We start from the raw sequence: 22,544 nt of genomic DNA, 5'->3' as shown, positions 1-22,544 counted from the left end.
CACTTCTTCCCGCTGCGTGATCTTTTCGTTCCGCCTCGCAGGCGCTCGGTCGCGTGCTAGCGTGCCGACGAACGCGAGACGGCAAGAAATGCCGGAGTTTTCGGGATTTCGTCTGTCCAAAAGTGATTCTTAGGCTCCGGAGGGAGGGGCGCTGTGCGTGCAGCCGCGAGCGAACTTCCGACTTTCCCGTTCACTACCGCGAACGGCAGCGGGGATGTCGAACGCATCCTCAGGTTGCGCGACGAGCAGCCGATCTCGCGCGTGCTGCTGTCCGGCCAGCCGGTGTGGCTGGTCACCACGTACGCCGACGTGCAGGCGGTGCTGCAGGACCCGCGGTTCAGCCTGGCCCGGGCCATCGAACCGGACATCCCGCGGCTCGGCATCCTGGAGATGCCACCGGGGCTGCTGATCACCACCGACCCGCCGCAGCACACCCGGTTGCGCAAGCTGGTGGCGAAGGTGTTCACCGCGCGAGGCGTGGAGCGGCTGCGGCCCCGCGTGCAGGAGGTGGTCGACCGGCTGCTCGACCGGCTGCCGGAAGCGCCACCACCAATCGACCTGATCGAGCACTTCGCCGCGGCGCTGCCGATCGAGATCATCTGCGAGATGCTCGGCGTGCCCGAATCCGACCGCGCTGACTTCCAGGAAGCGACCGAATTCATCCTGTCCGTGACCGGCCGCTCCGGTGACGAGGTCCAGGCGGCGTGGGTGCGCCTGTGCGAATACATCGCCGCGCTCGTCGCCGAGAAGCGCGCCCGCCCGACCGACGACCTGCTCAGCTTGCTGATCGCGGCCCGCGACGAGGGCGACCGGCTCAACGAGTACGAACTCGTCCTCTTCGGACTCACGCTGCTCACCTCCGGGTACGAGACCACCAAGAACCAGCTGGCCAATTCGGTGCTGGCGCTGCTCGACGAGCACCCCGACCAGTGGCGACGCCTCGTCGAGCACCCCGAACTGGTGCCTTCCGCCGTCGACGAGCTGCTGCGCTACGTGCCACTGTTCGGCTTCAGCGTGATCTTCCCGCGGGTGGCCACCGCAGCCGTCGAGCTCAGCGGCGCGACCATCGGCGAAGGGGACACCGTGCTGGTGGCGCTGACCTCTGCCAACCGCGACGCAGCCGTGTTCGACGCCCCGGACTCCTTAGACCTGGAACGCGACGACAACTGCCACCTCGCCTTCGGCAGCGGCGTCCACCGCTGCCTCGGCGCGCAACTGGCCAAGATCGAGCTGGAGATCGGCCTCACCGGCCTGCTGCAGCGCTTCCCGAACCTCCGCCTCGCGACCGGCGAAGTCGCGTGGAAGACCGGCGCGTTCATCCGAAGCCTCCACGCGCTGCCGGTCACCTGGTGACCGGTACGCCGGGGAGCGCGCCGGTCAGCCCACCTCGGCCTGCAGCGCGCATGGTGTTGATCGCCAGGACAGGTCAGCTGCCACGTCAGGCCACCCGCACGGTTGATCTGTGAGCTGTCCGCAGGTGAAGGGGAGGGACCTGATGATCCCGCGAAGGTGGGCTGCCGCGTGGCCCTCAAGCAAGATCGACAACAGGTTCGACGAAGCGTGCATCAAACACCCTTCAGAACACGATCAAGTGCCGCCCGACCTGCAGGTCCCCAGTGAGGCTTGCCGCCGGGAAGACCCCGATCTCCGTTCTGCCCCATGAGCATTAGGAAGAGGCTCTTCATAGCGGCCAGCCCGCGGGCGCGCCGGATCGCCGCCTCGTCCGCATGCGCGTACATGTCGAAGAACCGTGAGGCCGTGCCCGCGGGTAGCAGCACCCATGCGGCGGCGAGGTCCCACGCTGGATCGCCGGCGAACATGTCACCGAAGTCGACGATGCCCGAGAGCGTTCCGTCCGAGACGACGACGTTCGCGGGATGGAGGTCGCCGTGCACCCACACCGGCGGGCCCTCCCACGCCTGGGCCGCAACGGCGTCGTCCCAGACGGCCCGGACGTCGGCAGCGATGTCGTCGGGGGTAACGGCCTGGAAGAAGTTCTCGAAGCCGTCCGTGCAGTTCCTGGGATGGGCACCGCGGTCCGTAGCGATCGGCGCCTCGGCGGGCGCCTCCACATGGAGCGCCTGGAGGAAACCCGCCAGAGTGTCGGCCGCGTGGGCGCCGCGGCTGATCGAGCCGTGGTCAAGCGGCTCGCCGGGAACCCACGTCATCACGGTCCAGTGCTTGGGGAAGCGCTCGGACGGTTCGCCGAACCGCACCGGGGTCGGCACCGGGAGCGGCAGGAGCGGGGCCAGCACAGGTAGCCATCGCCGCTCCTTGAGCTGGAGCTCCGGGGTGGGGTCCATGTGCTGCACTCGCACGGCCAACTCGTCCCCGAGACGCCACATTTGGTTGCCCCAGCCGCCCGCCACCTCACGGATGGCCAGCCCTGCAAGGTCTGGATGTTGCTCCTGCAGCAGGTCGCGGACCAGGTCTGCGGTGATCTCGATCTCGGTGTCGGTCATACGAAATCACAGTACTGAGGCGGCAGGCGGAGCGGCTCTCGCCCTCCGGAACATCTCGCTGTTCCCGCTGCCGTCACCAATTCGGTTTCAGAGAGCTATAGAGGCTGTTTTGGATGTGGTGACGTGCGGATGTGGTAACGCGGGGCTTTGTCTTTGAAGCGGCGCAGCCGCTTAGCCCACCTATGCAACCTGCACCGCCGCGGGTTCTCAGGTGTCTTCTCGCGAGGACAGCCCCGACGTGGTGAATTGGCATTCATGATGTCGGGGATCCCACAGCGAGAAGGCGCCTGAGGTTCCGCCACCCGCACCGCCACGCAGATCGAGTTTGGAAACAGCCTCTATAGATCAGAGGTTTTGGGAGGGAACGGCCCCAAAGTTCAGAGAAGCCGGAGTCAGCGGGCCGCCACTACTCCGGGCGGGTGTACCGCGCCCGCACAGCGTCGCCCGACTCCTCGCCCTGGTTGGGCACTTGCCAGTCACCGATGGGAACCGTGCTGGGCTGGCGGATCTGGTAGCCGCCCGCCTGCATCCGGTTCAGCCGCTCCCGCGGAAGAAGCCTTCGCCGCGGGGACAGGTTCGTCCTGTCGGGCAACGATTCTGGCCATTCTAAATTGATCGACGACAGCTCAGCAGCGCGATAGCCTGCCGGTGGTGGGTGCTGCACCGAGCGGAAACCACCGAGGTCCCCAGAGTTCAGCCACCGGCAAGGTTCCGCCGGAACGGTTCCTCCCCGGACGGCTCCACCATGTCCGCGCGCGACCGGGCCGGTCAGATCCCTCCCCAGGAGGCGTTGTGCGCGCGACCGAGAGCGAACTCCCGGTTTTCCCGTTCACCACCGCGGACGGCAGCAGCGACCACCACGAACGATTGGTCCGGCTGAGCGACGAGCAGCCGATCACCAGGGTCCTGTTGTCCGGTCGGCCGGTCTGGCTCGTCACCCGCTACGCCGAGGTCAACGCCGTGCTGCTCGACACGCGGTTCAGCCTGGCCCGCGCCATCGACCCGGGCATCCCCCGAGTGGGCAACTTCGAGCTGCCGCCGGAGCAGATCCTCGCCACCGACCCACCGGAGCACACCCGGCTGCGCAAGCTGGTCGCGAAGGTGTTCACCTCCCGGCAGATCGAACAGCTCCGGCCGCGCGTGCAGGAAGTGACCGACCGGCTGCTGGACCGGCTCGCCGAGCTGACACCCCCGGTCGACCTGATCGAGCACTTCACCGCCTCGCTGCCCATCGAGATCATCTGCGAGATGCTCGGCGTGCCCCACCAGGACCGGGACGACTTCCAGGACTGGACCGAGCGCATCCTCACCGTGACCGGGTTGCCGCCCGAGGAGGTCCAGGCGGGGTATGCGCGGATGGGCGGCTACATCGCCGGACTCGTCGCCGACAAGCGCCGCACCCCCACCGACGACCTGCTCAGCCTGCTCATCGCGGCGCGCGACGAGGACGACCGGCTCACCGAGGACGAACTCGTGACGCTCGGATTCACACTGCTGATCGGCGGGCACGAGACCACCAAGAACCAGCTGGCGAACTCGGTGGCCATGCTGCTCACCGACCACCCCGACCAGTGGCGCCGGCTGATCGAGCACCCCGAGCTCATGGGGCCCGCGGTGGACGAGCTGCTGCGCTACCTCCCGCTGTTCAGCTACGAGGTGGCCTTCCCCAGGGTCGCCACCGCGACGGTCGAGCTGGGCGGGGTGACCATCGCCGAGGGTGACACCGTGCTTGTCTCGCTGAGCTCGGCGAACCGCGATGCCGCGGTGTTCGACACTCCCGACGATTTCGATCCCGCCCGCCTGCCCAACCGCCACCTGGCCTTCGGCAACGGCATCCACCGCTGCCTCGGCGCGCAGATGGCCAGGATCGAGCTGGAGATCGGGCTCGGCGAACTCGCCCGACGCTTCCCGCAACTGCGCCTGACCGACGCCGAACTGTCCTGGAAGACCGGCGGTCTCGTCCGGGGCCTGCACCAGCTCCGGGTCGAGTGGTGAGCCCGCTCGGCCCACCCCGGCCCGCGGGGTGACCAGGACGTCCTGCACCAGGGCACCCCGTGGCGGGCGATCATCATGCGCACATAGCCGTGCCTACACCCGGATCGGTCTCCCCTCGCCGAGCAGCACTGAGTTCTTCGAGGTGGAGAGGCAACTTTCAGGCGACTACCGCGAGCAGGGCCGTCGCCGCGTCGATCAGGGCGGGGTCACCTTGCGCGGCTACTCGTCGGCGGGCTTCGGTGACGGTGATTCCCCGGGTGGCGAGCCGCCAGAGGTCGTCCGGGCGCATGGTGATCGTCGCTGCTGGTTCACCGACGGGGTCCGCCTCGTCACCGACCATTCGCCAGCGGCCTTCGTCGGACACCGCCCGCCAGGTGCCACCTGGCGGGCCGGTGACGACGACACGGACCGCGGTCCCGTGCGGGCGGGTGACTTCACGCAGCGCATGGGGCAGTGCACGCAAGAACGTGTCCAGCACTGGATGCACCAGTTCGGGCCGATCGGCGCCCGGCTGCCCCACCGCGTCCCGGATCTGCTGCTGGTGCACCCAGAATTCGGTGTAGTCGCGAGCGATGTCCAACCAGGCCGGGCTCGGACCGGGGCCGGCCCAGGACACGTCCAACGCGGCCGGGGCGGTGAGGTCGAAGGTCCCCCAGAGCCGATCCAGCTCCGGGCCGAGGTGCGCCAGCAGCTCGATCATCAGCTCGGGGCTGAACTGCCGCGCGGCTCGGACGAATTCGTCGTTGGTGCGGGCCAAATAGCCGGGCAGGGTCTCGTCGTTGGCGAAGGTCGCCCCGGCGAAACCGTCCCGGCTCCCCGAAATCCGCCGCAGGTAGTCGTTCAGGACGTGCCCGACCACGTCGTGCACGTCCCAACCCGGGCACACCGTTTCCCTCGACCAGTCCTCGGCGCTCAGCGATCGGAGCAGCGCGAGCAGCTCCTGCCGCTCCTGGCCGAACAGGGGGCGAACGTCCAGCACGGGCCCGAAGATCGTCATGCCAGGGGATGCTCTCATCACCCGCGCACCGCTGCCATCGAATTTGTTCCCACCCGAGGCCCAGGTCAGCTGCCGGGGACGCTCCACAGCCGCACGACGCCGTCCTCGCCCGCGGTTGCCAGGGTGCGGCCGTCCGGGCTGAACGACATGGTGGCGATGCGGTCGATCGAGGAGCCGATCTGCTCATTGCCGGGCACGTTCCACAGCCGCACGGTGCTGTTGTCCACGATGGCGAGCACACTTCCGTCCGCGTTGGGCACTTGCCAGGAGCCGTCGGGAATGGTGCTGGGCTGGCGGATCTGGTTGCGGCTGGACAGGTCCCACAACCGCAGCCAGCTGGTCTCGGTGGACGCACTGTCGGTCTCGTCGTCGGACGTGGTCGCGTCGGCCGTGCCCACGGTCACCAGGACGCGGCCGTCGGGGCCGAACGCGGCGGTGCTGAGGCTCTCCGCCCGGGGCAGGCTGATCGGGTCGCCGATCTGCTGGCGGCTGGCCAAGTCCCACAGGATCACGGCGCTGACGTCGTTCTCGGACCCGGACTTGTCGGACCACTTCACGCTGATCGCGACGGTGCGGCCGTCCGGGCTGAAGGTGATCCCAGGAGCGCTGTACCCCTCGTTCCGGACGTTGAGGTCGCCGATCCGCTGACCACTGGCCACGTCCAACAGCCGCACGACGTTCTCTTCCACGTCGTCCGCTTCCGCGACGTCCTCGTCGTAGCTGACGGCCAGGTAGCGGGCATCCGGGCTGAACACCATCCACTCGGATCGCTCGGCCAGTTCGCCGACCCCGACGATGGGGTGTTGGCCGACCTGGGCACCGCTGGCCACGTCCCACTGGCGCACCGAACCGTTGGAGTCGGCGTAGATCGCGGCGATCAGGGTGCGGCTGTCCGGACTGAACACGAGGTCGTTCAGACCGTCGAGCGGGCCGATGATCTGGCCGACCTGCCGCTGTTCGGCAACATTCCACAGCTGCACGGTGCTGTCCTGGTGGACGGTCGCCAGGGTGCGGCCGTCCGGGCTGAACAACAGACGCCGGGCCGGGACGGCAGCGGCCATCGAACCGATCTGGGGAACTTGCGGCGGCGGCGTGGAGACCTGCGGTGGCGGCTGCAGCGCCCAGATCAGGACGCCGACCAGCGCCAGCGCGACGGCGGCGACGCCGAGTCCCAGCAAGCGCCGCCGGGCACTCCCGTCGGGCCGGTCGGCCGTCGGTTCGGTGCGCGTGGGCGGGGTGGTTTCCTCGGCGGTGGCCTCGCGGGTCGCGTCAACCGGGCCGGTGTCCACCCGGGTGGACACCACCGTCGGCGTGCCGGTGATCGCCGTCGGTACCTGCGACGCGTCGAGGAGCCGGGCGATGTCGGCGTTCCGCTGCGCGATCAGCCGGTGCACCCCGGCGGGCCACGGCCGCGCGGACGGCGCGATCTGGCCGATCGATTCCAGCAGCTCGACCGGGGTCGGCCGCTCGGCGGGGTCCTTGGCCAGGCACGGCTCGGCGATGCGCCGGACCGCGCCGGGAACCCCGGAGAGGTCCGGGTCGACCTGCACGACGTTGTTCAGGGTTTGCAGGGTCGCCGAGTCGGTGAACGGGCTGGTACCAGTGCAGGCCGCGACGACGACCGAGCCGAGGGAGAACACGTCGCTGGCCGAGGTCACCGGCTCGCCCTTGGCCTGCTCGGGGGACATGTACTCGGGCGAGCCGACCAGCCAGCCGGCCCGGGTCAGGTCGCCGGCCTGGTCGCCGTTGACGGCCCGGACGATGCCGAAGTCGATGACCCGGGGACCGTCCTCGGCTAACAGCACGTTGGACGGCTTCAGGTCTCGGTGCACCAGCCCTGCCCGGTGGATCTGGACCAGCGCGGTGGTCAGCCCGGCGGCCAGGCGCAGCACCGAATCCTCCGGCAGCGCACCGATGGCCGCGGCCGTCTCGTGCAGCGAGGGACCGGGCACGAAAACCGATGCCAGCCACGGTGTGGGCGCGTCCGGGTCGGCATCGATGACCGCGGCGGTGTACGCGCCGGACACCGCGCGAGATGCCTCCACCTCGCGGCGGAACCGCTCCCGGAACCCGTCGTCCTCGGCGAACTGCTCGTGCACCAGCTTCAGCGCGACCAGCCGGCCGTCCGGGCCGCTTCCCAGCAGCACCCGACCCATGCCGCCCCGGCCGAGCTCCGCGAGCATCCGGTACTGCCCGACCTCGCGCGGGCCCGACGGACCTAACGGCCTCATGGCAACCCCGTTCCACCCAGTGCCGGATCGGCTCCCAGAACACCGCCGGACGTCACGTCGGCCGCCATGATCCCCTCTTGGGGATCGCACGGATCCAGAGCATGAATCCTAGTCAGGAAGGCCTCTCGGCGTGAAGCGGAACCTCGCATCGCGCCCTCGGCGGCGGTCAGCCCACTTCGGACTGCAGGCTGCGCATGGTGTTGATCTCGTCCTGCTGGGTCACCAGGACGTCCTGGGCCATGGCGTGGACCTGCTCGTCCAAGCCGTTGGCCAGGACGTCCGTGGCCATCGTCAGGGCGCCTTCGTGGTGGGCGATCATCAGCTGGAGAAACAGCCGGTCGAAATCCGCGCCTCGGGAGTTCTTCAGCTGCTCCAGCTGCTCCGGCGTCGCCATGCCCGGCATGCTCGCGTGATCCTGTCCACTGTGCTCACCGTGGCTCCCGTGTCCACTGTGGCCGGTCTGCTCGTCCAGGCCGCGGGTGGCCAGCCAGCCCTGCATCGAGCCGATTTCCGGCCCCTGCGCGCCGCCGATGCGCTCCGACAGCGCGCGAACCTTGGGATTCTGCACGCGTTCCGGGGACAGCGCCGTCATTTCCACCGCCTGCTGGTGGTGCGCGATCATCATGCGCACGTAGTCCGCCTCGACGTCGACCGGCGTGCTCCGCTCCGGCGCCGCGCTCGCCACCACCTGCGGTTCGTCGCCCGGTGCGCCCGGTAGCACCACCGGTGGCGACGCCTGCTCGGTCGCGCAACCGGCCAGCGCGCCAACCGCCAGAAGTAACGCGGCTGTGAACCGGCGCATCGAATCCTCCTTATGTTGCAGGCAAATGCGGCCAGATGGCTGATAGGGCCACGATCCGGACATAACAATACTGATCTCAAGCGGTACTCGGTACCGCCCATTTCGACTGCCCGAACTCAGGGCAGCGACGAGCATGGGAGTGGATGGTCTTGAAACCGAGCCCCAGGGGAAGGTTGCGCGTGCTGGGCGCCGCGGTCGGAGTGTTGACTCTCGGCTTAGCGCTCGCCCCGGCATCCGCGGCGACGCCGCCGAACAACGGCCCCGAGGAACTCTCCGCGCAGACCGTCGCCGCACCGGCCGGCGACGTCAGCAAGAGCGAGAACATCGAGCACGTCACGAACCTGCCGAAGCAGGCGCCGTTCAACACGCTCGAAGCCTTCGGCACCGACATCGCTTTCAAGCAGGACTTCGCGTTCGTCGGCAACTACGACGGTTTCGTCGTCTACGACATCAAGAACCCGAAGAAGCCGGAGATCGTCACGCAGGTCCTCTGCCCCGGCGGTCAGGGCGACGTCTCCGTCTCGGGTGACCTGCTGTTCGTCTCCACCGACTACCCGCGCACGAACAACACGTGCACCAGCGAGAAGACCGACGTCCAAGATCCCAACGGCTGGGAGGGCATGAAGGTCTTCGACATCAGCGACCCGGCCAAGCCGCGCTACGTGTCGGCGATCGCCACCGACTGCGGCTCGCACACCCACACCCTGGTGCCGGACAAGGCCGGCGAGGCGGTGTACCTCTACGTCTCGTCGTACGGCCCGCGGGCGGAGTTCCCGAAGTGCCAGCCGCCGCACGACAAGATCTCCATCATCAAGGTGCCGCTGGACAATCCGGCCGAGCCGGTGATCGTGGACGCGCCCGTGCTGTTCCCGGACGGCGGTAACCCGGGCACGCCGGACACCAGCGCGACCACCGGTTGCCACGACATCACCGCGTTCCCGGAGAAGGACCTCGCCGCCGGCGCCTGCATGGGTGACGGCGTGCTGCTGGACATCTCCGACCGGGAGCAGCCGCGGGTGATCAACCAGGTCCGGGACGAGGAGAACTTCGCGTTCTGGCACTCGGCGACGTTCAACAACGAGGGCACCAAGGTCGTCTTCACCGACGAGCTCGGCGGCGGCGGCGCGGCCACCTGCAACGAGGCGACCGGCCCGACCCGCGGCGCCAACGGCGTCTACGACATCGTCGGCTCCGGCGCGGACTCGAAGCTGGAGTTCCGCAACTACTTCAAGATCCCGCGCCACCAGGCCGACACCGAGAACTGCGTGGCGCACAACGGTTCGCTGATCCCGGTCGACGGCCGCGACATCATGGTGCAGGCCTGGTACCAGGGCGGCGTGTCGGTGTGGGACTTCACCGACTCGGCGAAGCCGGAGGAGATCGGCTTCTTCGACCGCAGCGCGTTCGACCCGGCGAAGCTGCGGACGGCGGGTTCCTGGTCGGCGTACTACTACAACGGCTACATCTACTCCAGCGGCATCCAGGAAGGCCTGGACGTGCTGGACATCAAGGACGAGCGGACGGACCCGGCGAAGAAGGTCCGCTTCGAGGAGTTCAACCCGCAAACCCAGCCCGTGTTCCAGAGCTGAGCTGGTAGCGACATGACACGGCCCCCGCCGGAACACCCGGCGGGGGCCGTGCCGCGTTCGGGTAATGCCGTCGATCACCTTGCGCAACCAGGACCACCTCGCGCCGTGGGAGAAGCGCAATTTCACGAGAAATTGGCGTTCACCCGGGTGACGGTCAATTTCTCGTGAAATTGCGCCGCCACCCGGCTCGGCGTCCGGGCTAGTCCTTCGCGTCGAGGAATTCGGGGACGTCGAAGGCGAACAGCGGGTCTCCGAAGTGGGCTCCCGCTCCGACCTCGCAGCCCATCTCGCGCCAGGTGGCCGCCTGCTCCGCCGTGTCGATCCGGCCGACCCACAGGCGGGCTCCGCAGGCGTCGACCAGCGGCACCAGGCCGCGGATCGCCTGCACCTCCGGCACGTCCGCGGCCTCCGCCGCGTGCACGAGGTCGACGAGCTCGTCCGCCAGGCGCACCGAGTCGACCGGCAGGTCGCGCAGCAGGCGCAGTTCGTCCGCGGAGCCGTGGAAGCTGTGCAGCGACGTCTTGATGCCGCGGCTGTTGAGGTAGCGGACGTTGTCCCGGGCTTCCTCGTGGTCGCCGCTGATCGCGGCCATCGGCATGCACAGCCGCATCCAGGTCGCGTCGATCTCGCAGGAGTCCAGCACCCGGTGGATCACCGCCGCCAGATCCGGGTCCTGGCCCTGGTTCGGGCTCAGCGACAGCTTCAGCTGCACGCGGTGCCCGGCCGTGTGCCATTCGCACAGCTGCCGCCACGCGGTTGCCAGCATCCAGTCCCGCAACGACAGGGTGACGCCGGAGCGTTCCGCGAGGCGCTGGCACTCACCGTGCTCCAGAGTGCCGTATTCGCCGGTCTCCCAACGGAGTTCGGCCTCCAGCGCGACCAGCGCACCGTCGTCCATGCGGGCCAGCGGCCGGTAGAGGACCTCGAACTCGCCCAGCTCCAGGCCGCCGGGCATCACCGCGGCCAGCTTCGACTCGATCCGCTCCTCCGGCGCCTTGTCCGGATCGAACAGCGCCCACTGCCGCTTGCCGGCGGCCTCCGCCCGGCGCAGCGCGACGTCGGCGGCCCACAGCATGTTCGCCGCGTCGGCGTCGGCCGCCGTCCGCTCCACCACGCCGATCCCGGCCGACGCCGCGATGCCGTGGTCGCCGACGTAGACCGGCTCGGCGAGCAGGTCGTTGATCCGCTGGGTCAACGTTGCCACCGGCGGTGTCTTCTCCTGCTGCCAGAGCAGGATCGCGAACTCGGTGCCGCCGAACCGGGCGACGATCGCCTCCTCGTTCTCGACCAGCTGCTCCAGCCGCCGGGCCACCGCCTTGATCACCCGGTCGCCGACCTCGTAGCCGAGGCCGTCGTTGATCAGCTCGAAGCCGTCCAGGCCCAGGTGGTAGAGCGCCAGCCAGGAGTCGCGCGGCAGGTTCGCCAGCGCCGCCTCCAGCCGGGTGTGGAAGAACTGCCGGTTCGGCAGCCCGGTCAGCGCGTCGTGCAGGGCCTGGTACTGGAAGCGGTCCTGCAGCAGGTGCAGCTCGGTGATGTCCTCGACCATCGTGACGAAGTGCCGCGGCGCGCCGTCGGAGCCCCGCAGCACCGATACCGCCAGGTAGACCCACGCCTCCTCGCCGGTGGCGTGCTGCAGGCGCTTGCGGTCGCCGAGCCGCTTCGAGCTGCCGCCCTCGGCGAGCTCGCGGTAGGCGGCCGCCAGGTATTCGGCGTCATCGGGGTGGAACAGGTCGTGGATCGTCATCGCCGCCAGGTCGTGCGCCTGGTAGCCCAGGGTGCCCTCGAACGCCTGGTTCACCTGGACGAACTTTCCTTCGAGGTCGCAGATCGCGACCCCGATCGGCGTCGTCGTGAACACCTCGCCGAACCTCGCCTCGCTGGCCGCGAGCTCCCGGTCGGCCTTCAGCTTCGAGCGCAGCAACGCCTTCTTCAGCGTCTCCTGCTGGACGAAGGTGCTCTCCCGGTCGGCGGCGGCGTAGCCGGCCGCGACCGCGGTGACCAGCCCGAGGATCCGGCGCACCGCGTCGTTGCCGGGCAGCTGGACCAGCTCGTCGCGGAGCAGGTTCAGGCTCAGCGGCAGACTGTCCTCGCCGGTGGCGTGCATCTCCACCAGCCTGCTGCCGACGGCGCGCCCCACCTCGTCCACTTCGGACGGATCGTCCAGGGCGCGGATGACGCGGTCGACGAGTTCCTGCAGCGTCTGCTCGACGGTCTCGCGGGCCAGCGGGATGTAGGACGCCGTGCTGAGCTGCGCCGCCCAGCGGCGCGCCACCGCGGCCCGCCAGCCGGCGTCGTACCGCTGCGGGTCCAGCACTTCCGGCATCCCCCGCGGGGCGTCCGGAGTTCCCTCGCTCATCTCACCCGTCCGTCAACGTTCGGCGAACCGCCCTGGTCACACACCTTCCTAGCATCATCGGATATCAGCGCCACGCCCCCCGTGACCTGTCATAGCCGGCGTCCCACCCCCGCGTAGATCTGCGCGCCGCCGGGCTCGTCGGCGGCCCGTTCGGGCCGGTCCGGCCGCCACAGCGCGGTGCCGACGACACCCGGCTCGACCAGCTCGAATCCGGTGAACAGTTCGGTGATCTCGGCGTGCGTGCGGGTGTGGATCGGGTCCGAGCTGCGCCGCATGACTTCCATCACACCGGCCATCTCGTCCGGGCTGATGTCGGCGGTGAAGTGCGACAGCGCCAGGTAGCTGCCGGTCGCCAGCGCGTCCCGGTAGCGGGCGATGATCGCCGGGGCGTCCAGCTCGTGCGACACGAAGTGGAACACCCCGGCCATGATCAGGCCGATGGGCTCGTCGAAGTCGAGCAGCCGCCGGGTCTCCGGGTGCTCCAGGATCGCGCCCGGGTCGACCAGGTCGGCCTGGATGATGGTGGCGTTGTCGTTGCCCTCCAGCAGCAGCTGGCTGTGCGCGACGGCGACCGACTCGTAGTCCACGTACACCACGCGCGCGTGCGGGTCGGTGGCCTGGGCGATCTCGTGCACGTTGCCCACGGTCGGGATGCCGGAGCCGACGTCGAGGAACTGCCGCACGCCGTGCTGCGCCATGAAGACCACGGCGCGCCGCAGGAAGGCCCGGTTGAGCCGGGCCACGTCGCGGGCGCTGGGCAGCGCGGACAGGAACTTCTCCGCCAACGCGCGGTCGGCGGCGAAGTTGTGCGCGCCGCCTAGCAGGTAGTCGTAGAGCCGCGCCGCGCTCGGGACCTCCTCGTCGACTTCCTGGGGTACCCACGTCGCCTGTTCGGTCACGGTTCGCCTCACTTCTCGCACCGTTGCGTGTCGGCCAGACTACTGGGTGACACCGAACGGCTTGACGGGCGTGACCATGCCGCGACTATCCGTATCGATCGAGACGGCCTACCGGTGCCAGGCCGTGCCGCGTCGCTCGTACTCCATGTTGGTCTCCACGCCCAGCGCCGCATCGGCGCCGAAGTGCCGCTGCACCAACCAAAGCGCCAGGTCGAGCCCGGAGGTGATGCCGCCGGCGGTCACCAGGTCGCCGTCGTCGACGACGCGGCCACGCGTGATCCGGCCGCCCTGCGCCTCCAGGTCGGCGATGGCCCGGTGGTGCGTGGTGCACGGCCGGTCCTTGGTGATCCCGGCCGCCGACAGCAGCATCGCGCCGGTGCACACGGCGGCCAGCGTCAGGCCGGGGCGCCGCGCGTCGCGCAGGATGGCCGGGAGGTGGCCGCGCCGGATCTCGGCGGGCACCCCGGGCTGATCGGCGGGCTTGCCGTAGCCGCCACCCGCCACCACGATCAGGTCGGCGTCGCGCGGCGACCAGCCGGCGGCCACGACCTTGGTGCCGAAGGCGGAGGAGATGGTGCCGGGCTCGCCGCCGGTGACGAACTTCGACTCGATGCGCGCGCCTTGGTGCGCGGCGTGCTGGAAGACCTCGTTCGGCGCGACGAAGTCCAGGTCGTCGGCGCCGTCGAACACGAGCACGTGCACGCGCAGCCGGTCGCGCTGCTGGGCGTGTGCGGGAGTTGCCATCGCGACGCCGGCCACGGCCACGGCCGTGCCGGCGCGGAACAGAGATCGTCGATCCATGCCGTTGATCCTGATCTTGACCGCCGCCCGGGACCAGCAGCGGGAATGCCGCTTTCCGCTAGATTCTGGTCATGCACGTTGTCGGTGTGCTGGCCGTGGACGGTGTGGTCGGCTTCGACCTGACCACCGTGTGCCAGATCTTCGCGTCGGCCTGGTCGCCCGGCGAGGAAAGCCCCTACGAGGTGCGAGTATGCGCGGCCGAGGACGTTCTCGTCACCGCCGTGGGCACCGGCAACTTCCGGCTTTCCGCGCCGTTCACCCTCGCCGATCTCGCCGGAGCGGACACGATCGTCGTGCCGGGGCTGCGGAGTTTCCGGCAGCCGCCGGCACCGGAGGTGCTGGACCTGCTGACCGGCGCCGCGGCCCGGGGCGTGCGCATCGCGTCGATCTGCACGGGCGCGTTCGTGCTCGCCGCCGCCGGATTGCTGGACGGAGCGCGGGCGACGACGCACTGGGACGCCGCCGCGCAGCTCGCCGAGAACTTTCCGCGGGTGCGGGTCGATCCGTCGGTGCTGTTCATCGACAACGGGCAGGTGCTCACCTCGGCCGGGGTGTGCGCCGGGGTCGACCTGTGCCTGCACCTGATCCGCCGGGATCACGGCGCGGCGCTGGCCGCCCGCGCGGCCCGGCGGATCGTGATGCCGCCGTACCGGGACGGCGGTCAGGCGCAGTTCATCGAGTACGAGCGGCCCGGCGGCAGCCTGCAGCCCACGATGGACTGGATGCGCGACAACCTGCACCGCGACCTCGCGCTGGACGAGATCGCGATGCGGGCGAGGGTGAGCGTCCGCACGCTGAACCGCCGGTTCCGCGCCCAGACCGGGACGACGCCGCTGCGCTGGCTGGTGCTGGCGCGGGTGCACCGGGCGCAGGAACTCCTCGAAACCACCGACCTGCCGGTCGAGGTGATCGCCGACCACGCCGGCTTCGGTTCGGCCGCGGTGCTGCGCCGCCACTTCGGCGAGCGCGTCGGCAACAGCCCGATCGCGTACCGCACGGAGTTCCGGCGCAAGCAGCTCCGGTGAGCGTCAGTGCGCCTCTTCGAGGGTTTCGCCGTCGGCGACCAGGGTGTCCAGTTCGGCGATGTCCTCGGCGGTGAGCGCCACGCCCGCGGCCGCGGTGTTCTCGTCGAGGTGGCCGAGCGAAGAAGTGCCCGGGATCAGCAGGATGTTCGGCGAGCGCTGCAGCAGCCAGGCCAGGGACACCTGGGCCTGGGTCGCACCGCGGCGCTCGGCGACCGCGCGCAGCACGTCGTCCTCGCGGGCACGGCTGTCCGCGAAACCGGAGCCCAGCGGGAAGAACGGGACGAACGCGACACCGGCCGCCGCGGTCTGCTCGACCAGGTCGGCCGAGGTCCGGTTCACCACGTTGTAGAGGTTCTGCACGGACGCGATCTCGGTGTGCCGCCGCGCCTCCTCGAACTGCGCAGCGGACACATTGGACAGTCCGATGGCGCGCACCAGGCCCTGCTCGCGGAGCTCGGCCAGCGCACCGAGCTGGTCGGCCAGCGCGATGCCCCGGTCGACGGTGTGCCGCAGGTAGACCAGGTCCAGCGCGTCGAGCCGCAGGCGGCGCAGGTTGTCGTGCACCTGCGCGCGCAGCGCGTCGGGGTGGTTCAGCGGCAGCCACGCCGCCTCGTGGTCGCGGTAGGCGCCGATCTTGGTGGCCAGCACCAGCTCATCGCCGTAGGGCCGCAGCGCCTCGGCGATCAGCTCGTTGACCACCCACGGGCCGTAGAAGTCGCTGGTGTCGATGTGGTCGATGCCCAGCTCCACGGCGCGGCGCAGCACCCGGATCGCCTGGTCGCGATCGGCCGGCGGGCCGAACACGCCGGGCCCGGCCAGCTGCATCGCACCGAAACCGAGCCGGCTCACGGTCAGGTCCGCGGCCAGCGGGAACTTGCCACCCAGGGAGGTCGAAGCACTCGTCACGCCGCGATGCTGCTAGAAAACCGCGGCCGCGGCAACAAGCCGTTGCTCACACCCTTGTCTTTGACGCGGCGCAGCCGCTTAGCCCACCTACGCAACCCGCACCGCCGCGGGTTCTCAGAGGTCTTCTCGCGAGGACAGCCCCGACGTAGTGAATTGGTCATTCATGATGTCGGGGATCCCACAGCGAGAAGACCTCTGAGGTTCCGCCACCCGCACCGCTAAGCAAAACGAGTTCGAGGTCAGAATTCACACCTGCGGCATCAGGAGCAGCCAGGTCGCGCCGATCAGGAGGGCGGCCAGCCCGACGAGGAACCAGACCGCCAGCCAGATCCCGGCGGGCAGCCCGGTGAGCCGGGCGAGCTGGTCGGCGTCGGAGTTCGGGGCGCGGCCGCCGGAGCGCTTGCGGCGCAGCTCGGCGATCGGCCGCAGGCCGCCGAAGAGCAGGAACCAGCTGAACAGCGCGCAGCACAGCGCCTGCCAGGCCGGCGTCGCGAACCAGGACACCGCGAAGATCACGCCGCCGGTGAGCACGATCGACAGCACTCCGTAGGCGTTGCGGATGGCGAGCAGCATCGCGGCGAGCAGCGCGATGCACGCCCACAGCATCACGTGCGCGAGGTCGACGGTGACCAGCCACGCGCCGCCGAGCCCGAGCAGCGACACCGCCGGATAGCCGGCCAGCAGCGTGAACACCATGCCCGGCCCGGTCGGCTTCCCCGTCGACACGGTCAGCCCCGAGGTGTCGGAGTGCAGCCGGATGCCGTTCAGCTTGCGCCCGCTGAGCAGCGCGATCACCGCGTGCCCGCCCTCGTGGGCGATCGTCACCACGTTGCGCAGCAGCAACCAGGTGTTGCGGCTGAGCACCAGCAGCAGCGAGAGCACGCCCGCGACCAGCGCGGCGATGTTGCCCGAATCCAGCAGTTGCGCGGTCCATTCCCGCACTAAATCGTCCACAGTAGACACCCAAGGTCGGCGACAGACCGCGGCCCAGCGTAGCCGCCGCTCAACCGGAGGCGCGGACGACCAGCTCCGGGGCGATGGCGATGCTCCGTGGCGCGGCCTCGTCGCCGGCCAGGCGCGCGCCCAGCGCCCGGACCGCTTCCGCGGCGATCTGCTCCTGCGGCTGCCGCACCGTGGTCAGCGCGGGCTGGGCCAGTTCGGCGTACGGGATGTCGTCGAAGCCTGTGACGCGGACGTCCTCCGGCACCCGCACGCCCCGCCGCGCCAGCTCGCTCAGCACGCCCAGGGCGATCGTGTCGTTGCCGCACACGATGCCGTCCGGCAGCGATCCCTGCGCCAGCAGGCGCTTCCCGGCCTCCTGGCCCCATTCCTTGCTGAAGTCGCCGAGCAGCACGTCGGCGCCGTCGCCCGCGGCGCGGCGGAAACCGTCCAGCCGGGCCTGCGCCGACGAGTCGGTGGGCCGCGAGCCGACGAACACCAGGCGCGTCGCGCCGAGCCCGAGCAGGTGCCGCACGACCTGGCTCATCCCGGCCGCGTTGTCGACCCCGACCCAGCTGCCCGCGAAGCCGTCCACCCGCAGGTCGAGCTGGATGACGGGAACCCGCGCGGCGGCAGCGGCCAGCACGTCGCCGCTGCGTTCGCGGTGGCACGGGATCATGATCAGCGCGTCGACCCGGCGATCGAGCAGCGCGCGGACCTGGCGTTGTTCGATTTCCGGCTCGTAGTGCGAGTTCGCGAGCAACAGGCTGCGCTGCCCGTCCTGCAGCTGCTTCTCCACGGATTCGACGAGCGTGGCGAAGAAGGGGTTGCCGATGCGCGGCACGACCATGCCTATGGTGTGCGTGGTGCGGCTGCGCAGTGACGCGGCGACGACGTTCGGCTCGTAGTCGAGCTCGCGGGCCGCCGCGAGGACCTTCTCCCGGTTCTCCGCCCGCACGCCGCGCTGCCCGGACAGGGCACGTGACGCGGTCGCGACCGACACGCCGGCCCGCGCCGCCACGTCGTGGATCGTGACGCCCACGCCACCTCCTCCGTTTTGTGCCGCCGGGATTGTAATCGATTTCGCCCTGATTTATCGACGAAAATCCGATTTTTCAGGCTCAGATCCGACGGTTTACGGAAACCGATTCCACCGATCGGTCAGGCGAAGTAGGTGGCGACGTCCAAGGCTCCGCCCGCGGCCTGGAACTCGGCCTGGACGGCCTGCCGGAGATCGGCGTCGGCCAGGTAGTCCACTGTGGTCAGAGCCAGGCCGATCGCGCCGTCGAGGACCGCGCGGTCGCCCGCCGGGGTCGCCGCGGCGGCGGCGAATTCCTCGGTGTGCAGAGCTAGGTTCGGGTCGCCGAGGCCGATCATCGGGTGGATCGCCGGGAGCCGGTAGCTGATGTTGCCGAGATCCGTCGAGCCGGTGAGGTACTCCGGGACGACGCCGCGCGGCAGCGACGTCCGGCCCCGGCGGGCCTGGTGCTGCGCCCAGCGGGCCGCCAACGCGTCGTTGTGCCGGATGGGCAGGTAGGCCGGGTTGTTGTCCCAGTTCAGCTCGACGCCGCAGCCCGTCATCGATGCCGCGCCGTGCGCGATCGCTTCGATCCGGGCGGCGAGGTCCTGCAACGAGCCCGGCTCGGCGGAACGCACGTAGAACACCGCGGCGGCGCGGTCGGGCACGACGTTGGGCCGCTTGCCGCCGTCGGTGATGATCCCGTGCACCCGGTCCGTCGACGGCATGTGCTGCCGCATCGCCGCGACGCCCTGGTACGCCGCCACGACCGCGTCGAGCGCGTTGCGGCCCATGAACGGCTGCGCGGCGGCGTGCGCGGCGACGCCGTGGAACACCACCTCCACCTGGCGCCGCCCGAGGAACGGGTGCGCGGCGATGTCGTGGGAGAACGGGTGCAGCATCACGACCGCGTCGACGTCGTCGAAAAGCCCGGCCCTGGCGAGGTGTTCCTTGCCGCCGCCGCCCTCTTCGGCCGGCGTGCCGAACAGGCTCACCCGGCCGCCGGTCTCCGCCACCGCGGTTGCGGCGGCGAGGAACCCGCCGACGGCCGCCGAGCAGATGATGTTGTGCCCGCAGCCGTGCCCGATGCCCGGCAGCGCGTCGTACTCCGCCAGCACCGCGACGTGCGGGCCGTCGCCGCCGGCCTCGACGCGCAACGCGGTGTCCAACCCGCCGACGCCCACCTCCGCGTCGTGCCCGTGGCGCCGCAGCAACTCGGCGACCTGGGCGACGGACCGGTGCTCCGCGAACGCCTCCTCCGGATGCGCGTGCAGATCCCGGCTCAGCGCAACGAGATCCTCGGCGTTGCCGTCCACCCACCGCTCGACGTCGGAGCGCACCGCCTCGCCGACGCCCGCGAACTCGGAGCGGATCGGCTCGGCCGCGGCCACCGCCCGCTCGGTAGCAGCGGAAACGGCGCGGAGGTAGGAGTCATCGGGCTGCGTAGGCTGTGTCACACCCAGACTCTAAAACCTGTGTTCAAACGCGTCTTGCGTGGCGGTGCGGGTAGCGGAACCTCAGACGCCCCCTCGGTCCGGGATCCCCGACTTATGTATGCCAGTTGCGCCGCGAATCACCGCCGCGCAACGCCATCCTGCCGGGGAACCGGCCCGAGCACCCGGTGCGCCAGGAGCGTGCCGCCGACGACGGCCGACGGGATCACCAGGAGCTGCGCGATCGGGATCAGGCACAGCAGGTAGGTCGGCAGCCCGAAGCCGAACACGACGGCCCGGTGCTGCCGCAGGGCCCGGCGCCGGTCGCGGAAGGTCAGGCCGCGCCGCTGGAACACCAGGCCGACCATCTCCAGGGTCACCAGCCACGCCCCGAAGAACGCGCCCAGCACCAGCGCCGCGATCTGCCCGACCACCGGGATGAAGCCGATGCCGAACAGCAAGAGCGCGCCGACCAGCGCCACGCCCACCAGCTTCAGCGAATCCCGCACGCCGCGGCCGAGCTGGCGCGCGAAACCGGCGCCGTCGTCGGAGGTGTCCAGCCCGAGCTTCTGCTCCGCCTGCTCGGCGATGTGCTCGTAGAACGGTCCGCCGATGAGCAGCGTGACGGCGATGAACGACACCGACGCCAGCAGCCCGCCGGCACCGACCAGCGCCACGCCCACCAGGATGCGCAGCGCCTGGCGGGCGGCATCGCCCCAGCCGTCGGCGAACGGCGTCATCCAGCTGACGAGGTCGGGGCTGAAGTAGATCAGCGTGCCGAGGCCGCCCAGCAGCAGCAAGGCGCTGATCAGCGCCGGTATCGCGCCGAGGAGCAGCAGCTTCGGATTGCGCAGGATGATGCCGAAACCGGTGCCGAGCGTGCGGATACCGGAGAGGAACGAACTCATCAGGATTGGTCTCCCGTGCGGTGGCGATCAACGCCCACCGTATCGGCCGCGCCTCGGCCACCGGACGGGAAACCGCGGATCAGCGCGCCACGCGATGCCGATTGCGCCGCGGATGCGGCACCGACCGGGGCGTCCGCCCGCCGAACGGCCCGGGTTTGCGGCGGTCTTCCTGGTGGTTCGCGTGGAGCTCCAGCAGCAGGACGTCCGGATTCTCCCCGGCGTGGCTGCGCCAGAGCATCCTCAGCAGCTCGTCCTCGGCGAGCTCCCAACGACGGCCGAAAACATCATCGTCACTCATCGCGCCTCCAGCATCCCCGCGGCTGTTCACGCATGGTGCACGTGCGATCTCTCCGCGTTCACCATACCCCGCGAGGCGCGCCCGGTGATCCGTCTCACCGGGCCGCGATCCGTGGTTGCCCGCCCGGTAGAGGTCAACTTAGGTTAGCCTTTCTTGACAGAACTTCGGGCGGTCGCCCGAACCGGACGACGAAGGACTTCGGTGATGACCCCTCCCCCAGCAGCTGGTGCCCGGTTCGGCCGTCGGGGCTTCCTGATCGGCACGACCGGCGTGCTCGCGGCCGGACTGGCTGCCGGGCTGACGGCCTGCGGCGGCTCCGGCGGACCGGACGCGACGGGCAACGCCCAGGCCGGACCCGGCTTCCCGACGAGCATCCCGAACCGGTACGGCGCGGCGGAGCTCAAGGCCGCGCCGCAGCGCATCGTCACCCTGGGCATCACCGACCACGACGTGCTGCTGCCGCTGGGCGTGATCCCGGCCGGGCTGACCAAGTGGGGGCCGTGGGAAAGCGGCGTCGGCCCGTGGGCGGAGCCGCTCCTGGGCGGCCAGCGCCCCAAGGTGTTCGGCAGCGAGGTCGACGTGGAAGGCGTCATCGCGCTCGGCCCGGACGTCATGATCGCGCTGCAGAGCGCCCTGACGCAGGAGCAGTACAACCGGCTCATCACCTTCAACCCGGTGGTGGCGCAGCCGCCGAACTCCATCGACTACGGGGTGAACTGGCGGGTGCAGGCCGAGACCATCGGCCAGGCGCTGGGCAAGCAGGCCGAGGTCGCCAAGCTGCTCGCCGACACCCAGGCGCGCATCGACCAGACCCGCCAGGCGAACCCGCTGTTCGAGGGCAAGACGCACGTGACGGTTCGCACGGACTCGGCTGGCACCTACGCCGCCTACACCAAGCAGGACGCCCGCACCGCGCTGCTGGAGCAGCTCGGACTGCGGCTGTCGCCGGCCATCGAGAACCTCGACAGCGGCGGCAAGTTCAACGTCAAGGTCAGCAAGGAGCAGGTGGCGCTGCTGGACGCGGACGTCGTGATCGTGACGACCGCCAAGGCCGCCGACGTGGACGCGGTCCGCAAGGACCCGCTGCTCAACAACCTGCCTGCGGCCAAGCGCGGATCCCTGGTGCTGCTGGACGACTACGACCTGACCATGGCGCTCGGCTCGGCCACCGTCTCCAGCATCCCGTTCGCCCTGGAGCGGCTGGCGCCGAAGCTCGTCGACGCGCTGAGCTGACGGACCCCGGGTTTGCACCAGGCTCGCGCGACGGCAACGATACGTCGCTGTGACACGCAAGCCCCACGAGCAAGACTCGCCGGACGCGAAATCGCCCGTCCACGTGGACGAGTTGTCCAAGCGGATCATCGAGCAGCTGCAGCAGGACGGCCGGCGGTCCTACGCCGCGATCGGCAAGGCCGTCGGCCTGTCCGAGGCTGCGGTGCGCCAGCGCGTCCAGCGGCTGCTGGACTCGGGGCTGGTGCAGATCGTCGCGGTGACCGATCCGCTGCAGCTCGGCTTCCTGCGGCAGGCGATGATCGGCGTCACCGTGTCCGGCGACGTGCAGGAGGTCGCCGACCGGCTCGCGGAGCTGCCGGAGATCGAGTACGTCGTGATCACGGCGGGCTCGTTCGACCTGCTCGTCGAGGTGGTGTGCCGGGACGACGACCAGCTGCTGGAGGTGATCAACCGCCGAATCCGCAGCCTGGAAGCTGTCACCGGCACCGAGACCTTCGTCTACCTCAAGCTCCGCAAGCAGACCTACGCCTGGGGCACCCGGTAGGGGGGGGGGGGTTTTTGTTTTGATTTGAAACCCAAAAAAAAAAACGCCCCCCCGCGGGACCCCCCCGCGCGAAACAGGGGTTTTTGGTGGGTTTTTTTGAAAGAGCGC

At 70.0% G+C, this 22,544-nt stretch carries 20 protein-coding genes; 6 read left to right on the top strand and 14 right to left on the bottom strand.

The features are described from left to right. The first annotated feature begins 153 nt into the window (after nt 1-153). Nucleotides 154-1,353, top strand: coding sequence for a cytochrome P450 (locus tag AB0I53_RS15085; protein WP_358602112.1), 1,200 nt, complete (start codon nt 154-156; stop codon nt 1,351-1,353). A gap of 212 nt (nt 1,354-1,565) precedes the next feature. On the opposite strand, the gene AB0I53_RS15080 is transcribed toward AB0I53_RS15085, so the two are convergent. Together AB0I53_RS15080 and AB0I53_RS15075 are read right to left on the bottom strand one after the other, a co-directional pair. Next, the gene (locus AB0I53_RS15080; protein ID WP_358602109.1) at nt 1,566-2,462 is read right to left on the bottom strand and encodes a phosphotransferase; all 897 of its coding nucleotides are present in this window, start codon (nt 2,460-2,462) and stop codon (nt 1,566-1,568) included. 406 nt (nt 2,463-2,868) lie between these two features. After that, complete coding sequence (locus tag AB0I53_RS15075; protein WP_358602106.1) at nt 2,869-3,054, bottom strand: hypothetical protein; 186 nt, start codon at nt 3,052-3,054, stop codon at nt 2,869-2,871. A 200-nt stretch (nt 3,055-3,254) separates the two neighbouring features. Between AB0I53_RS15075 and AB0I53_RS15070 the strand changes: the two genes are divergently transcribed. Further along, nucleotides 3,255-4,457, top strand: a complete 1,203-nt coding sequence (locus AB0I53_RS15070) for a cytochrome P450 (RefSeq protein ID WP_358602104.1) — start codon at nt 3,255-3,257, stop codon at nt 4,455-4,457. 157 nt (nt 4,458-4,614) lie between these two features. On the opposite strand, the gene AB0I53_RS15065 is transcribed toward AB0I53_RS15070, so the two are convergent. From AB0I53_RS15065 to AB0I53_RS15055, 3 genes are all read right to left on the bottom strand, one after another. Next, on the bottom strand, nt 4,615-5,454 hold the full coding sequence (locus AB0I53_RS15065) for a maleylpyruvate isomerase family mycothiol-dependent enzyme (protein ID WP_358602101.1): 840 nt from the start codon (nt 5,452-5,454) through the stop codon (nt 4,615-4,617). 65 nt (nt 5,455-5,519) lie between these two features. Next, entirely contained in the window at nt 5,520-7,685 is a 2,166-nt protein-coding gene (locus AB0I53_RS15060; protein WP_358602098.1) for a WD40 repeat domain-containing serine/threonine protein kinase, read from the bottom strand. A gap of 166 nt (nt 7,686-7,851) precedes the next feature. Further along, nucleotides 7,852-8,487: a DUF305 domain-containing protein gene (locus AB0I53_RS15055; protein ID WP_358602095.1), complete on the bottom strand. Its 636-nt coding sequence runs from the start codon at nt 8,485-8,487 to the stop codon at nt 7,852-7,854. A 143-nt stretch (nt 8,488-8,630) separates the two neighbouring features. Here AB0I53_RS15055 and AB0I53_RS15050 point away from each other — a divergent pair, with 143 nt between their 5' ends. Next, a complete protein-coding gene (locus tag AB0I53_RS15050; protein WP_358602092.1) occupies nt 8,631-10,076 on the top strand; it encodes a hypothetical protein in 1,446 nt (481 codons plus the stop codon). 199 nt (nt 10,077-10,275) lie between these two features. Here AB0I53_RS15050 and AB0I53_RS15045 read toward each other — a convergent pair whose 3' ends face one another. The 3 genes from AB0I53_RS15045 to AB0I53_RS15035 form a co-directional block, all read right to left on the bottom strand. Next, a complete protein-coding gene (locus AB0I53_RS15045) occupies nt 10,276-12,432 on the bottom strand; it encodes an EAL domain-containing protein (RefSeq protein WP_358602089.1) in 2,157 nt (718 codons plus the stop codon). 89 nt (nt 12,433-12,521) lie between these two features. Further along, the gene (locus AB0I53_RS15040) at nt 12,522-13,331 is read right to left on the bottom strand and encodes an SAM-dependent methyltransferase (RefSeq protein ID WP_358602280.1); all 810 of its coding nucleotides are present in this window, start codon (nt 13,329-13,331) and stop codon (nt 12,522-12,524) included. 108 nt (nt 13,332-13,439) lie between these two features. Next, a complete protein-coding gene (locus AB0I53_RS15035) occupies nt 13,440-14,132 on the bottom strand; it encodes a DJ-1/PfpI family protein (protein ID WP_358602086.1) in 693 nt (230 codons plus the stop codon). A 71-nt stretch (nt 14,133-14,203) separates the two neighbouring features. Here AB0I53_RS15035 and AB0I53_RS15030 point away from each other — a divergent pair, with 71 nt between their 5' ends. Further along, entirely contained in the window at nt 14,204-15,157 is a 954-nt protein-coding gene (locus AB0I53_RS15030; protein WP_358602083.1) for a helix-turn-helix domain-containing protein, read from the top strand. 3 nt (nt 15,158-15,160) lie between these two features. On the opposite strand, the gene AB0I53_RS15025 is transcribed toward AB0I53_RS15030, so the two are convergent. The 6 genes from AB0I53_RS15025 to AB0I53_RS15000 all read right to left on the bottom strand — a co-directional run bounded on the left by AB0I53_RS15025 (nt 15,161) and on the right by AB0I53_RS15000 (nt 20,659). After that, nucleotides 15,161-16,063, bottom strand: a complete 903-nt coding sequence (locus AB0I53_RS15025; protein ID WP_358602080.1) for an oxidoreductase — start codon at nt 16,061-16,063, stop codon at nt 15,161-15,163. A gap of 246 nt (nt 16,064-16,309) precedes the next feature. After that, complete coding sequence (locus tag AB0I53_RS15020) at nt 16,310-17,017, bottom strand: M50 family metallopeptidase (RefSeq protein WP_358602077.1); 708 nt, start codon at nt 17,015-17,017, stop codon at nt 16,310-16,312. 49 nt (nt 17,018-17,066) lie between these two features. Then, on the bottom strand, nt 17,067-18,044 hold the full coding sequence (locus AB0I53_RS15015) for a LacI family DNA-binding transcriptional regulator (protein WP_358602074.1): 978 nt from the start codon (nt 18,042-18,044) through the stop codon (nt 17,067-17,069). Between the two features lie 119 nt (nt 18,045-18,163). Further along, entirely contained in the window at nt 18,164-19,483 is a 1,320-nt protein-coding gene (locus AB0I53_RS15010) for a M20 family metallopeptidase (protein WP_358602277.1), read from the bottom strand. Between the two features lie 110 nt (nt 19,484-19,593). Continuing rightward, on the bottom strand, nt 19,594-20,361 hold the full coding sequence (locus AB0I53_RS15005; RefSeq protein ID WP_358602071.1) for an EI24 domain-containing protein: 768 nt from the start codon (nt 20,359-20,361) through the stop codon (nt 19,594-19,596). Between the two features lie 79 nt (nt 20,362-20,440). Then, nucleotides 20,441-20,659, bottom strand: a complete 219-nt coding sequence (locus AB0I53_RS15000; RefSeq protein WP_358602068.1) for a hypothetical protein — start codon at nt 20,657-20,659, stop codon at nt 20,441-20,443. A 204-nt stretch (nt 20,660-20,863) separates the two neighbouring features. Between AB0I53_RS15000 and AB0I53_RS14995 the strand changes: the two genes are divergently transcribed. Both AB0I53_RS14995 and AB0I53_RS14990 read left to right on the top strand, forming a co-directional pair. Continuing rightward, nucleotides 20,864-21,892, top strand: a complete 1,029-nt coding sequence (locus tag AB0I53_RS14995) for an iron-siderophore ABC transporter substrate-binding protein (protein WP_358602065.1) — start codon at nt 20,864-20,866, stop codon at nt 21,890-21,892. A gap of 49 nt (nt 21,893-21,941) precedes the next feature. Then, nucleotides 21,942-22,436: an Lrp/AsnC family transcriptional regulator gene (locus tag AB0I53_RS14990; protein ID WP_358602063.1), complete on the top strand. Its 495-nt coding sequence runs from the start codon at nt 21,942-21,944 to the stop codon at nt 22,434-22,436. Nucleotides 22,437-22,544: the final 108 nt, after the last annotated feature.

It is taken from the genome of Saccharopolyspora sp. NPDC050389 (assembly GCF_040655595.1).
In the GTDB taxonomy this organism is placed as follows: domain Bacteria; phylum Actinomycetota; class Actinomycetes; order Mycobacteriales; family Pseudonocardiaceae; genus Saccharopolyspora.
The sequence above is the reverse complement of the archived record's forward strand: the minus strand, read 5'-3'. Positions and strand labels throughout refer to the sequence as shown.

Excerpts from the sequence above, each read along its gene's own strand:
- AB0I53_RS15080 (WP_358602109.1), bottom strand. The coding sequence starts at position 2,462 with ATGACCGACACCGAGATCGAGATCACCGCAGACCTGGTCCGCGACCTG.
- AB0I53_RS15065 (WP_358602101.1), bottom strand. The coding sequence starts at position 5,454 with ATGACGATCTTCGGGCCCGTGCTGGACGTTCGCCCCCTGTTCGGCCAG.
- AB0I53_RS15060 (WP_358602098.1), bottom strand. The coding sequence starts at position 7,685 with ATGAGGCCGTTAGGTCCGTCGGGCCCGCGCGAGGTCGGGCAGTACCGG.
- AB0I53_RS15055 (WP_358602095.1), bottom strand. The coding sequence starts at position 8,487 with ATGCGCCGGTTCACAGCCGCGTTACTTCTGGCGGTTGGCGCGCTGGCC.
- AB0I53_RS15050 (WP_358602092.1), top strand. The coding sequence starts at position 8,631 with ATGGTCTTGAAACCGAGCCCCAGGGGAAGGTTGCGCGTGCTGGGCGCC.
- AB0I53_RS15045 (WP_358602089.1), bottom strand. The coding sequence starts at position 12,432 with ATGAGCGAGGGAACTCCGGACGCCCCGCGGGGGATGCCGGAAGTGCTG.
- AB0I53_RS15035 (WP_358602086.1), bottom strand. The coding sequence starts at position 14,132 with ATGGATCGACGATCTCTGTTCCGCGCCGGCACGGCCGTGGCCGTGGCC.
- AB0I53_RS15030 (WP_358602083.1), top strand. The coding sequence starts at position 14,204 with ATGCACGTTGTCGGTGTGCTGGCCGTGGACGGTGTGGTCGGCTTCGAC.
- AB0I53_RS15005 (WP_358602071.1), bottom strand. The coding sequence starts at position 20,361 with ATGAGTTCGTTCCTCTCCGGTATCCGCACGCTCGGCACCGGTTTCGGC.
- AB0I53_RS15000 (WP_358602068.1), bottom strand. The coding sequence starts at position 20,659 with ATGAGTGACGATGATGTTTTCGGCCGTCGTTGGGAGCTCGCCGAGGAC.
- AB0I53_RS14995 (WP_358602065.1), top strand. The coding sequence starts at position 20,864 with ATGACCCCTCCCCCAGCAGCTGGTGCCCGGTTCGGCCGTCGGGGCTTC.